Origin of the sequence: Xanthomonas sp. SHU 199, from assembly GCF_000364665.1 — a bacterium.
GTDB lineage: Bacteria > Pseudomonadota > Gammaproteobacteria > Xanthomonadales > Xanthomonadaceae > Xanthomonas_A > Xanthomonas_A sontii.
Map to the genome: position 1 here is coordinate 1 of NZ_AQOI01000823.1, position 12,088 is coordinate 12,088.

Genomic DNA, 12,088 nt, shown 5'->3' on the forward strand with positions numbered 1-12,088 from the left:
CCTGGCGCGCAACCGCGCGTTGATCGACGAGAACGGCGTGGCCGACCAGCCCGACGTGCAGGGCGCCGCCGCGCAGGTGCGCCAGGCCTTCCTCAACAATGCCCGCAGCGCCATCGTCGCGCCGGTGTCGGGCTACGTGGCGCGGCGCTCGGTGCAGGTCGGCCAGCGCGTGCAGCCCGGCACCGCGCTGATGGCGGTGGTGCCGCTGAACCAGGTGTGGGTGGACGCCAACTTCAAGGAAACCCAGCTCAAGCACATGCGCCTGGGCCAGCCGGTGGAACTGGAGTCGGATGTGTACGGCAGCGCGGTGACCTACCACGGCACCGTGCAGAGCCTCGGCATCGGCACCGGCAGTGCGTTCTCGCTGCTGCCGGCGCAGAACGCCAGCGGCAACTGGATCAAGATCGTGCAGCGCGTGCCGGTGCGCATCGCCATCGACGCCAAGCAGCTGGAGCAGCATCCGCTGCGCATCGGCCTGTCGATGAAGGCCGACGTCAACCTGCATGACCAGAACGGCGCGGTGCTGCCGACCAAGCCGGCCAGCGGCACGCTGCTGGATACCGATGTGTATGCGCAGCAGCTGCAGCAGGCCGATGCGGCCGTGAAGCAGATCATCCACGCCAACCTGCCCGACGCCGCCAAGGCGAACTGAGCCCGGTCATGTCCAACCAAGCTGCCGCTCCCGCCGCGCCCGGGGTTCCGGGCGCACCGGCCGCCGGGTTCCGCCCGGCCAGTGTGGCGTTGTGCACGGTGGGCCTGGCGATGGCCTCGTTCATGCAGGTGCTCGACACCACCATCGCCAACGTCTCGCTGCCCACCATCGCCGGCAACCTCGGCGCCAGTTCGCAGCAGGCGACCTGGGTCATCACCTCGTTCGCGGTCAGCAACGCCATCGCGCTGCCGCTGACCGGCTTCCTCAGCCGCCGTTTCGGCGAGACCAAGCTGTTCGTGTGGGCCACGCTGGCCTTCACCGCGGCCTCGCTGCTGTGCGGCCTGGCCCAGAGCATGGGCATGCTGGTGGTATCGCGCGCGCTGCAGGGTTTCGTCTGCGGCCCGATGTACCCGATCACCCAGAGCCTGCTGGTGTCGATCTACCCGCGCGAAAAACGCGGCCAGGCGCTGGCCTTGCTGGCGATGATCACCGTGGTCGCGCCCATCGCCGGGCCGATCCTCGGCGGCTGGATCACCGACAACTACAGCTGGGAATGGATCTTCCTGATCAACGTGCCGCTGGGCATCATCGCCGCGACCGTGGTCGGCTCGCAGCTGCGCGACCGTCCCGAGCCGATCGAGCGTCCGCGCATGGACTACGTCGGCCTGATCACCCTGATCATCGGCGTCGGCTGCCTACAGGTGGTGCTGGACCTGGGCAACGACGAGGACTGGTTCAGTTCGACCAAGATCGTCGTGCTGGCCGCGATCTCGGCGGTGGCGCTGGCGGTGTTCCTGATCTGGGAGCTGACCGACAAGGATCCGATCGTCGACCTGCGGCTGTTCCGCCACCGCAACTTCCGCGCCGGCACCATGGCGCTGATCGTGGCCTATGCGGCGTTCTTCAGCGTGTCGCTGCTGATCCCGCAGTGGCTGCAGCGCGACATGGGCTACACCGCGATCTGGGCCGGCCTGGCCACCGCGCCGATCGGCATCCTGCCGGTGATCATGACCCCGTTCGTCGGCAAGTACGCCTCGCGCTTCGATCTGCGGCTGCTGGCCAGCATCGCCTTCATCTTCATGGCCACCACCAGCTTCATGCGCTCGGACTTCAACCTGCAGGTGGATTTCCCGCACGTGGCCGGGGTGCAGTTGCTGATGGGCGTGGGCGTGGCGCTGTTCTTCATGCCGGTGCTGCAGATCCTGCTGTCGGACCTGGACGGGCGCGAGATCGCCGCCGGTTCCGGCCTGGCCACGTTCCTGCGCACGCTGGGCGGCAGCTTCGCCGCCTCGCTGACCACCTACCTGTGGGCCAAGCGCACGCAGCTGCACCATGCGCACCTGACCGAACACATCTCCACCTACACGCCGGGCATGCAGGAACAGGTGCAGATGATGGGCAACGGCAGCCTGCAGAACGGCGCGGCGCTGCTCAACAACACCATCAACCACCAGGCCTCGCAGATGGGCTTCAACGACATCTTCTACCTGCTGGGCTGGACCTTCCTCGGGATCATCTTCTTCCTGTGGCTGGCCAAGCCGCCGTTCGGCGGTGGTGGTGGCGCGGCGGCGGCTGGCGGCCACTGAGTCTCGACGGCGGCACGTCGGCACGGACGGCACCACGACACGTGCCGTTCCGTGCCGCTGCAATGGTGGTGCAATAGCGGTGCTTGCACGCCATTTCCTGATGGCGTGCCGTCCGGCGCGCCGCACCAGGGCATGCCAAGTGACATGCATGCCCGGCGTCGCGCTCCGGCGCCGGGACACTTGCCGCTGCCGCGGCCTGCGCACCAGAATGCGGCTCTTCGCAGGCTTCGGCAGCCCCGCACATGCAGCGCTTTCTTCGCGCCTTCGGCGCCCGCTTCGCCGCATCGCTTCCGCGCGCGGCCGTCCTCGTACTGCTGTGCCTTGGTGCGCACCCGGACCATGCGCAGGCCGCGCCGCCGCCGGCGGCCTCGCCGGTGCCGGTGACCCCGGCCGACCGCCTGCATGAGGCCTGGTGGGCCGAGCGCCACCAGCAGGTGCTGGCGCAGGTGCGTGCGCACCCGGATGCGCCGCTGCTGCTGATCGGCGACTCGATCACCCAGAACGACGAGAAGGCGCAGGCACCGGACGAAGACTTCCAGTCGACCTGGCAGACCTTCTACGGCAGCCGCGGCGCGCTCAACCTCGGCTTCAGCGGCGACGCCACCGAACACGTGCTGTGGCGCCTGCAGCACGGCGAGGTCGACGGCCTGCGGCCCAAGGTCGCGCTGCTGCTGATCGGCACCAACAACACCGGCCACGAAGGGCACAGCGCGGCGGACACGGTGCGCGGGATCGATGCGGTGGTCGCCACGCTGGAGCAGCGCCTGCCGCGCACCCGCATCCTGTTGCTCGGCCTGCTGCCCAGCGCACTGTCGGCGCAGAAGAGTGCGCGCGACGCCGAGGTCAACCGCGCGCTGGCGGCGCGCTACGGCGACAATCCGCGTGTGGCCTACCTGGACATCGGCACCGTGTTCCAGCGCGTCGACGGCACGCTGGACCCGAGCCTGTTCTACGATCCGCGGCGGCGTCCCGGCAGTGGCGCGCTGCATCCGGACACGCGTGGGCAGCGGCGCATGGCCGAGGCCATCGAGCCGACCCTGGCGCGGCTGCTCGACGAGGCGCCGCGGGTGCCGCTGGACGCGATGACCGACGTCGACACCGCGCGCATCGCGGTGCCCTGGCTGGAGCAGGATTCCTACGACTGGTACGGCCGCCACCATGCCGCGCTGGACGCCGCGCGGCAGTTGCAGCCGCAGGTGGTGATGCTTGGCGACTCGATCACCCATTTCTGGGCGGGCGCGCCACAGGCGATCCGGGTGAATGGCGCGCGGGCCTGGCAGCGCACCTTCGGCGACGCGCGGGTGCTGAACCTGGGCTTCGGCTGGGACCGCACCCAGAACGTGCTGTGGCGGCTGCGCCAGGGCGAGGTCGACGGTCTGGCGCCGCGCTGGGTGGTGATCAACCTCGGCACCAACAACCTCGCCGGCACCGAGCATGCGCGCACCAACACGCCGCAGGAGACCGCCGACGGCGTGGCGGCGGTGGTCGCCGAGATCCGGCGGCGCCTGCCGCGCAGCCGGATCGTGCTGATGGGCATCTTCCCGCGCGGCTTCGCCGCCGATGCGCCGCAGCGTGCGCCGATCCTGCAGACCAACCGCCTGCTGGCCGCGCGCTTCGCCCACGACCCGCAGGTGCGCTGGCTCGACATCGGCGCGCGCTTCCTGCAGCCGGACGGCACGCTGCCGGCGGCGCTGATGCCCGATGGCACCCATCCCAGCGAAGCGGGCTACGCGATCTGGGGCGAGGCGCTGCGCACGCTCGGCGTCGGCGGCTGAAGAGCGTCTCGAACATCACGCGTGCCGCGACTCAGCGGGAAGCGTGGTCGTCCTCGTAAGAGCGGCTTCAGCCGCGACGGGCATACCGGTAGGGTTTGGTCGCGGCTGAAGCCGCTCCTGCGAATGGCATTCCGTCGTTACTGGCGATGCCCGAACGCCACACGCGCCGCCAGTGTGGCTCAGCCGTTGTCCGGCTTGAGCAATTCCAGCACGGCTTCGCGGCGCCGCACCGAGGCGTTGCGATAGCGCGCGAGCAGGGCGCGCTCCTGCGCGTCCTGTGCCAGCAACGGATAGTCGGCGGGCAGGTCCTGCACACGCTTGCCGGGACCGACGCCGCACACCAGTTCGTCGAGCGAGCGGTTCAGCACGCTGCGCAGCGTCGGCAACAGGCGAAAGCTCGGCGTTTCGCGGTCGTTCTCCCAGGCCGACACCGAGGACTTGGTGACGTCCAGCGCGAAGCCCAACTGCTCCTGGGTGAGCCCGGCGGCTTTTCTGGCTTCGCGCAAACGCTCGCCGAAGCTATTCATCGCGGTGGGCCTTGGGGGACGGCGGGCCTACCAAGATATGGAGCATCCGCCGGCTTGTCGTACAGTCACGCTTGACTCCAATTGTTCGGAGATTCAATACTCGTGCGGTGCGGAATGCACGGACGCGCGAGGATGCGCATGCAGGACATGGATGTTGTGGACACGAGGGTGTCGGCGCCGCGGTGCGCCGCCGCCATGCATTGGCCGATCGCGGCACGACGCGGCGCCTGCCGGTACGTAGGGGAGGGCGCATGGCCACCTACGAAGTGAGACTCCGGCGCGTCGCGCAACTGGAGCCGTCCTTGCAGGTGCTGGTGCATGCCGCCAATGCCTACCTGGCCGCGCGTGCGGCCGAACGCCACAACCCGGGCTACCGTGCCTACAAGGTGGCGGTGTGGGTGAAGGGCGTGCGCGTGGACATCGGTCCGTTGCGTCCGCCGCAGCGCTGAGCGCCGCGGCCTGCGCGCAGCCAACAAAAAACCCGCCGAAGCGGGTTTTGAGATCTTGCTCGACCTGTCGGTCGTGGTGCCCAGGAGAGGACTCGAACCTCCACGGTTTTACCCGCTAGTACCTGAAACTAGTGCGTCTACCAATTCCGCCACCTGGGCAACTCAGAACGAGAATTGTGCGCGTGGCAGCAGGCGCTGTCAAGCGTTTTGCGACGGCGGCAGTGCAGCGCCGTCGCGGACGCGTCGGTGGCGACCTCAGTAGCCGACGTTGAAGCGCAGGCCCTGGTTGATCGCGCAGCGGTAGCCGAGGGTGCTGCCGGTCTGCTGGTAGCTGGGCAGGGCGAACACGAACATGGTGAAGTCGATGCTGTTGTCCGGATGCACCTGGTAGCGCAGGAACTGCTGGATCGGCTTGCCGTCGCGGCCGACGGTCACGTGCTCGTCGGCGAAGGACAGGGTGCCGTCGGCGGTGACGCGGTAGGCGCCGATGCGCAGGCCGCCACGGGTCTGGCTCGGGGTGGCGCCGCCGGAGGTGGGCGTGCACTGGCTCAGGTCGATCGCCACGGCGACCGAGGCGCCGCTGTCCAGGGCGCGCTGGATCTCGGTGAGGGAATTGAGCGTGGCGTCGTCGGCGCCGGCGGCGGAGGCGCTGGTGGCGCTGGCGAACAGGGCGGCGGCGAGCAGGGAAGCGGACAGGTTGTGCATGGGCATGCTCCGGAGCGTGGGGGAGGGCGACGGATTGCCGGATGCAAACTAGCGAGGCGCCGATCCGGGTCAACCGACAAAATCGCGAACTCCCGCCGCCGTCACGCCGGATCTTCGAAGCGGGTCCGCTTGTGACGGCGCTGTGTCGGAATCGGCATCGCGCATGCGGTTTCCCGCCGAATCCGCGCACCGCCGAAGCGTGCGCGCGTGAACAGCCGCGCGGCGGTTGGCACGTGCGCGGCACCGCTGCGTGCAGCGGTCGGACCGCGTCATCGATGCCGGCAATCGAGAGCGGCGCAAAAATAGGCGTTGACAAGGTCGCGGCGGCACCGCAGAATTCGCGGCCTTCAGCGCCCAGGTGGCGGAATTGGTAGACGCACTAGTTTCAGGTACTAGCGGGTAAAACCGTGGAGGTTCGAGTCCTCTCCTGGGCACCACATGCAAGATCGCGAGAGCGCTGAACTCTCGCACCGACCGGCCCGCTGACGCGGGCTTCGTCGTTTCTGGGGCGCACGTTCGCCGCAGCGCGCCGCCCGGTTCGGGTGACGGCCACCTGCATGGGAGTACCATGCGCGGATGACAACTCGCAAAAGCAAGTCCGGCAAGCCCGGCAAATCCGCGTCTGGCGACGCGCCCACCTCCGATACGCCGAAGAAATCGCGTCTGCCCGCCTGGATGCCCAGCTTCCTGCGCCGTGGCCCCAAGCCGCCGCTGCAACCGCTGCACCCTCCGTCGCCGCCGCCGGCGGCCGCGCCCGACACTGCCGCGCCGATCCACGACCCCTATGCCGCACGCGAGGCCGAGCGCTATGCGCAGCCGATCGCCAGCCGCGAGGCGATCCTGCAACTGCTCGAACGCTGCGACGGCCCGCAGACCCTGGACGAACTGGCCGAACAGCTCGGCCTGACCGAGCCGACCCGCAAGGAAGCGCTGAGCAAGCGCCTGGGTGCGATGCTGCGCGAAGCCCAGGTCGTGCAGAACCGCCGCGGCGGCTACGCGCCGCTGCAGCAGACCAACCTGATCCCCGGCGTGGTGATCGCCAATCCGGACGGCTTCGGCTTCCTGCGCCCGGACGAGGGCGGCGACGACCTGTTCCTGCCGCCGTACGAAATGCGCAAGGTGCTGCATGGCGACCGCGCGCTGGCCAACGTCACCGGCATCGACCGCCGCGGCCGCCGCGAAGGCAGCATCGCGCGCGTGCTCGAGCGCGGCCTGACCCGGATGATCGGCCGCTTCAGCCTGGAAGCCGGCATCGCCTTCGTGGTGCCCGACGACAAGCGCATCCAGCGTAATGTGCAGATCCCCGCCGACGCCGTCGGCGAGGCCCGCGACGGACAACTGGTGGTGTGCGAACTCACCTCCGCGCCGGACGCGCGGCGCCCGCCGATCGGCAAGATCATCGCGGTGCTGGGCGACAAGCTGACCCCGTCGCTGCTGGTGGAAGCGGCGATCCACGGCCACGAACTGCCCTACGAATTCCCGCAAGAGGTGCTGGACGAAGCCGCGGCGGTGCCGCTGACGGTGGAGCCGGCGGCGATCAAGGGCCGCGTGGACCTGCGGCAGACGCCGCTGGTGACCATCGACGGCGCCGACGCCAAGGACTTCGACGACGCGGTGTTCTGCGAGTCCAACGCCGACGGGTTCCGCCTGGTGGTGGCGATCGCCGACGTGTCGCACTACGTGCGTCCGGGCACGCCGCTGGACACCGAGGCGGTCAAGCGCGCGACCTCGGTGTATTTCCCCGGCTTCGTGGTGCCGATGCTTCCGGAGACGCTGTCCAACGGCATCTGCTCGCTCAACCCCAAGGTCGACCGCATGTGCTTCGTCTGCGACATGCAGATCGACCGCCAGGGCGAGGTGGCCGGTGCGCGCTTCTACGAGGCGGTGATGAATTCGCACGCGCGGCTCACCTACGAACAGGTGTGGCAGGCGGTGGGCGAAAAAGACGAGCAGGTGCGCAAGGACGTGGCGGCGGTGCTGCCGCAGCTGGAGCGGCTGCATCAGCTGTACCAGATCCTGGCCAAGGCGCGCGCGCGCCGCGGCGCGATCGAGTTCGAGACCGCGGAAGTGCGTTTCGTGCTCGACAACACCGGCGAGGTGACCCAGGCCGGCATGCTGGTGCGCAACGACGCGCACAAGCTGATCGAGGAATGCATGATCGCCGCCAACGTGGCCGCGGCGCGCTACCTGCTGGAAACGCATATCCCCGCGCCGTTCCGCGTGCACGAGCGCCCGCCGGAATCCAAGTACGCCGACCTGCTGGAGTTCCTCAAGGAGTTCAAGCTGAGCCTGCCGGCGTGGAGCAAGGTGGTGCCGGGCGACTACACCAAGCTGCTGAAGAAGGTGCGCGAGCGCCCGGACGCGGCGCTGCTGGAATCGGTGCTGCTGCGCAGCCAGAGCATGGCGGTGTACTCGCCCGACAACGCCGGCCACTTCGGCCTGGCGTTGGAGGCGTACGCGCACTTCACCTCGCCGATCCGCCGCTATCCGGACCTGCTGGTGCACCGCGCGATCAAGTACGCGCTGACCCGCGGCGCGCCGGACAAGTACCTGTACGCGCCGCGCGCGATGGCGGCGCTGGCGCTGCAGTGCTCCGAGCGCGAGCGCCGCGCCGACGAGGCCGAGCGCGAGGTCGACGAGCGCTACCGCGCCGCGTGGATGGAGAAACACGTCGGCGGGCAGTTCGACGGCGTGGTCAGCGGCGTCACCAGCTTCGGCCTGTTCGTCGAACTGGACCAGTCCAAGGTCAACGGCCTGATCCACGTGACCCAGTTGCCGCAGGACTATTACCACTTCGACGCCACCCGCAAGACCCTGACCGGCGAGCGCCGCGGGCGCGAGTTCCGCCTTGGCGACCGCGTGCGCATCCTGGTGCTGAAGGCGAGCATGGAAGAGCGCAAGATCGACTTCCGCCTGGTCGAAGAAGGCGAATCGGTACACGACGAGTTGCCGCCGCCGCCGCGTGGGCAGCCGGCCAAGCGCAAGAAAAAGAAGTACTGACGGCGCAGCGTCGCGGCGACCGAATGGCGGCCGCCGCGATCGCGCTTCCCGTGCGTCGTGCGGGAGCCACCCGCGCGATGCGGTTCGCAGCGGAGAGCGGATATGGAGCAGGAGTACAGCGGCGGTTGCCAGTGCGGTGCGGTGCGTTTCCGCGTGCGTGGGCGGCTGCACGACGCCTCGATCTGCCATTGCCGGATGTGCCAGAAGGCGTTCGGCGCCTACTACGCGCCGCTGGTCTCCACCCGCGGTGCGGACCTGACCTGGACCCGTGGCGCGCCCAGGCGCTTCGCCTCGTCCAACCTGGTGCAGCGCGGCTTCTGCGCCGACTGCGGCACGCCGCTGACCTACGAGGCCCCGGATGGCGTCGCCATCGCGGCCGGCGCCTTCGACCATCCGGAGGCCTTGCCGCCGACCATCCAGTACGGCATCGAGGCGAAGCTGCCATTCGTGGATGCGCTGCATCGGCTGTCGGCGGTCCGCACCGAGGGCGATCTGGCCGCCGCGCCGTTCCTGGCCGATGTCGTCTCGCGCCAGCATCCGGACCACGACACCGAGCGCTGGCCGGCTTGAGGTAAGGCCACCGGTGCCGACGTCGCGCGGAGCGTGTCGGTGCCGGTAACCTCGGGTCATCGGCGCGCCAGGCAGCAGGCCTGGGTTCCCCAGTTCACCGCGTCGGGACTGAAGTCCCTCCCACAAGGCTGCGCCGCGCCCTGACTGGATGACTCTGCGTCGGTGGTCTTGCTGTCGCGACACGCAGGCCCCGGGCATCGCAGGAAAGCACGACGTCGCGGCCAAGCCGCTTCTACCAATCCCCAATCCCGAATCCCCAATCCCGGCCCCCAAGGCATGACGCCAGCGGCCACAACCCCTACCATGCCCGCTTTCCTTTCGCGTAGTCCCGCCTCATGAGCAAGCAGAACCAGTGGATCGTCGGCGTCAATGCCGTGGCCTCGTCGATCGAGAACGACGCGGACAACGTGCGCGAGGTGCTGGTGGAAGCGGGCAGCAAGAATCCGCGTCTGCAGGAGATCGAGGAGAACGCGCGGCGCAAGGGCATCGACGTGCGGCGGGTGAACACGCAGGCGCTGGACGGCGTCGGCGGCGCGGTGCGGCACCAGGGCGTGGCCGCGCGTTATGCCGCGGCGCGGACCTGGGCCGAGAGCGAGCTGGAAGGCCTGGTCAGCGCCGCCGAAGGCCGCGCCCTGCTGCTGGTGCTGGATGGTGTGCAGGATCCGCACAACCTCGGCGCCTGCCTGCGCAGTGCCGCTGCGGCCGGGGTGACCGCGGTGGTGATTCCCAAGGACAAATCGGCGCCGGTCAACGCCACCGTGCGCAAGACCTCGGCCGGCGCCGCCGACCGCCTGCCGATCGTGGCGGTGACCAACCTGGCGCGCTGCCTGCGCGAGCTGCAGAAGCAGGGCGTGTGGATATACGGCCTGGCCGGCGAGGCCGAGACCTCGCTGTACGCGCAGGACCTGCGCGGCAACGTGGCGCTGGTGCTGGGCGGCGAGTCCGACGGCCTGCGCCGGCTGACCCGCGAGCATTGCGATGGCTTGGTGCGGATCCCGATGCCAGGCGAGATCGAGAGCCTCAACGTCTCGGTCGCCGCCGGCGTGACCCTGTTCGAAGCGGTACGGCAGCGCCTGGGCTGAGCGCGGTGCCGCCCCCATCCGGCGACGTCGGCACTGATCCGTCATCGTCGGGAGCAACGTAAGCCCCTCTCCCCCCGGGAGAGGGGTTGGGGTGAGGGTACGGGGCGAAGCCTTCGCGCATCAGAACGACACCAGGCTTCGCCCGCGCGCTTGTCCGCCGCTGCGATCGATGTCTTCCCAGGCTTCGCCCGTACCCTCATCCGCCCCTGCGGGGCACCTTCTCCCGGCGGGAGAAGGGGAGCGCGTGGCGCCTGGAGCCCCTCTCCCCCCGGGAGAGGGGTTGGGGTGAGGGTACGGGGCGAAGCCTTCGCGCATCAGGAAGACACCAGGCTTCGCCCGCACGCTTGTCGCCGCCGCGATCGATGTCTCCCCAGGCTTCGCCCGTCCCCTCATCCGCCCCTGCGGGGCACTTTCTCCCGGTGGGAGAAGGGAGGGTGCTGCGATGGGATGTTGTTGCTGCTGCGCTCTGCGAAGGCCGCTCCGGCTTAACCGCCGCGCAATCTTCACACGTCCTTTTCCCGCAGCCTGTTACCGCCTCCACCCGCAGCGACGCTTTTTTGCCTACCATGGGCGCTCGTCCCGTGTTCCGCTCCGGTAATGAGTCTGTGTCGCCCCCGTCCCCTTGACGCTGGACCCCCGCGCCAGGGTCCTGTCGCGCCCCGCCTGCGTCGGATCGGGTCGGGACAGTGAACGTCGCCAGGGGGAGGGGGGAGGCGGCGTTCGCACGCGACTGCGGGCGCGCGTGGCCGGTGCTGCTGTTCTTGCTGCTGGCATTGGGCGTGGCGTGGCGCGCCGTGGCCGCCGATGGTGGCGCAGACGGGGTGCCGCCGCTACGCGACTACGCGATCGATTCCTGGACCTCGCGCAACGGCCTGCCGCACAACTCCCTGCGCGATCTGGCGCAGACCCCGGACGGCCGCCTGTGGTTCGCCACCTGGGAAGGGCTGGTGCGCTACAACGGCCTGGACTTCGCCGTCATCGACCGCAGCACCCGCCCGGGCCTGCCCGACAACGGCGTGGGCTCGCTGTACGTGGACCGCGCCGGCGCGCTGTGGCTGAGCGATTCGCGCGGCAATCTCGGCCGCCACGATGCGGCCGGCAACTGGCGCTTCTGGCGGCAGCCGCCGGGCTGGCCGCATGCGCTGATCCACGCCATGACCCAGGACCGCGACGGCCGCATGTGGCTGCTGTTCGAAGGCAACGGCCTGGGCTGCCTGTGGCCGGACGGTCGCTTCGATTACCAGCCGGCGCCGCGCGACCTGCCGTTGGCGGCGAGCTTCCCGCACATGGCCGCCGACGACCAGGGGCGGATCTGGATCGGCAGTCTCGATGGCCTGCTGTACCGCGACCCGCAGGGCGTGCTGCGGCGCGCGCCGGCCGCGTTCGGCCTGCCGCCGGGGCTGGCCTGGCCGTATCGGGCACCGGACGGCTCGCTGTGGCTGGTGGCCGGCGAGAACCTGTACCGACTGCAGGGCGAGCAGGCGGTGCTGGTGCAGCACCTGCCAGGCTACGGCCATTTCACCTCGATGCTGCGCGACCGCGATGGCGCGATCTGGCTGGGCACCGAGAACCAGGGACTGCTGCGGATCAGTGTGCACGGCATCGAGCGCATGCTGCCGGGCGACGTGCTGCCCAACGGGCGCATCGTCAGCCTGCTGCAGGACGCCGAGGGCAGCATCTGGATCGGCGCCAACGGCGGCTTGTTCCGGCTGCGCGAGACGCTGTTCGCCGGCTACACCCGC

General features: G+C 69.6%; 10 protein-coding genes and 2 tRNA genes. 9 read left to right on the plus strand and 3 right to left on the minus strand.

Annotated elements, in window-relative coordinates; all coding sequences use genetic code 11:
• The 3 genes from D183_RS0122545 to D183_RS0122555 form a co-directional block, all read left to right on the plus strand.
• The coding region (locus D183_RS0122545; protein ID WP_017910995.1) for an HlyD family secretion protein at positions 1–652 on the plus strand (652 nt) is incomplete at its 5' end.
• Positions 653–660: 8 nt separating this feature from the next.
• Positions 661–2,238, plus strand: coding sequence for a DHA2 family efflux MFS transporter permease subunit (locus D183_RS0122550; protein WP_026144761.1), 1,578 nt, complete (start codon positions 661–663; stop codon positions 2,236–2,238).
• Positions 2,239–2,480: 242 nt separating this feature from the next.
• A complete protein-coding gene (locus D183_RS0122555; RefSeq protein WP_017910997.1) occupies positions 2,481–4,013 on the plus strand; it encodes a GDSL-type esterase/lipase family protein in 1,533 nt (510 codons plus the stop codon).
• Between the two features lie 179 nt (positions 4,014–4,192).
• Here the strand turns inward: D183_RS0122555 and D183_RS0122560 are convergent, their stop codons facing one another.
• Positions 4,193–4,540 carry a helix-turn-helix domain-containing protein gene (locus tag D183_RS0122560; RefSeq protein ID WP_017910998.1) on the minus strand — a complete coding sequence of 116 codons (348 nt, stop codon included), beginning with the start codon at positions 4,538–4,540 and terminating at the stop codon, positions 4,193–4,195.
• 251 nt (positions 4,541–4,791) lie between these two features.
• Here D183_RS0122560 and D183_RS0122565 point away from each other — a divergent pair, with 251 nt between their 5' ends.
• Positions 4,792–4,989 (plus strand): hypothetical protein, encoded by a 198-nt coding sequence (locus D183_RS0122565; protein WP_010343993.1) that lies wholly within the window; start codon positions 4,792–4,794, stop codon positions 4,987–4,989.
• 74 nt (positions 4,990–5,063) lie between these two features.
• On the opposite strand, the gene D183_RS0122570 is transcribed toward D183_RS0122565, so the two are convergent.
• Both D183_RS0122570 and D183_RS0122575 read right to left on the minus strand, forming a co-directional pair.
• Positions 5,064–5,148: transfer RNA gene (locus tag D183_RS0122570), tRNA-Leu, on the minus strand.
• Positions 5,149–5,244: 96 nt separating this feature from the next.
• Complete coding sequence (locus D183_RS0122575; RefSeq protein WP_017910999.1) at positions 5,245–5,694, minus strand: VirK family protein; 450 nt, start codon at positions 5,692–5,694, stop codon at positions 5,245–5,247.
• A 352-nt stretch (positions 5,695–6,046) separates the two neighbouring features.
• On the opposite strand from D183_RS0122575, the gene D183_RS0122580 reads away from it, so the two are divergent.
• The 5 genes from D183_RS0122580 to D183_RS0122600 all read left to right on the plus strand — a co-directional run.
• Positions 6,047–6,131: transfer RNA gene (locus tag D183_RS0122580), tRNA-Leu, on the plus strand.
• A gap of 139 nt (positions 6,132–6,270) precedes the next feature.
• Positions 6,271–8,694 carry a ribonuclease R gene (rnr, locus tag D183_RS0122585; protein ID WP_026144762.1) on the plus strand — a complete coding sequence of 808 codons (2,424 nt, stop codon included), beginning with the start codon at positions 6,271–6,273 and terminating at the stop codon, positions 8,692–8,694.
• A 102-nt stretch (positions 8,695–8,796) separates the two neighbouring features.
• Positions 8,797–9,264 (plus strand): GFA family protein, encoded by a 468-nt coding sequence (locus D183_RS0122590; RefSeq protein ID WP_017911001.1) that lies wholly within the window; start codon positions 8,797–8,799, stop codon positions 9,262–9,264.
• Positions 9,265–9,599: 335 nt separating this feature from the next.
• Positions 9,600–10,346, plus strand: a complete 747-nt coding sequence (gene rlmB / locus D183_RS0122595; RefSeq protein ID WP_017911002.1) for a 23S rRNA (guanosine(2251)-2'-O)-methyltransferase RlmB — start codon at positions 9,600–9,602, stop codon at positions 10,344–10,346.
• Positions 10,347–11,125: 779 nt separating this feature from the next.
• Positions 11,126–12,088 (plus strand): ligand-binding sensor domain-containing protein (locus D183_RS0122600; RefSeq protein WP_304412348.1); only part of this gene is annotated, 963 nt, incomplete at its 3' end.